The 447-nt window shown below is 70.5% G+C and carries 1 pseudogene; it reads left to right on the plus strand.

The features are described 5' to 3' along the window. Positions 1 to 35 precede the first annotated feature (35 nt). A pseudogene (locus tag RM590_RS35640) lies at positions 36 to 447 on the plus strand (hypothetical protein); the annotation flags it as partial.

Consider the following 447-nt stretch of genomic DNA (forward strand, 5'->3'; position numbering starts at 1 on the left):
GCAATCCCCTGTCCTACCGACAAACGATCAAGTCGATGCGGTCCTTCATCGAGGGGCATCAGCGGCTCCGCGACGCCGGAGGCCCCGTCAGCCGGATGGTGCTGGGCCCCCGGTGGCTGATCCCCCCGGTGCTGTTGGTCACCTCCCCGCAGGGCGCCCGGGATGTCCTGGGTCGCCGCGATTCGGTCGCCGATCGCGGCACCGCCATCAACATGGTCGAACTGCGCCGGCTGATGGGCGGCAACCTGCTGAATCTGCCGCATGAGCGCTGGCTGCCGCGCCGGCGCACGCTGCAGCCGATGTTCACCAAGCGGAACGTCCCGCAGTACGCGGGGCACATGGCCGCCGCGGCGCACACGATCGCGGACGGCTGGCGCGACGGTACGACCGTCGATCTGGATGTCGCGTGCCGGGCACTCACGCTGCGGGCGTTGGGCCGGTCGGTGT

It is taken from the genome of Streptomyces litchfieldiae (genome assembly GCF_031845365.1).
Lineage (GTDB): Bacteria > Actinomycetota > Actinomycetes > Streptomycetales > Streptomycetaceae > Streptomyces > Streptomyces litchfieldiae.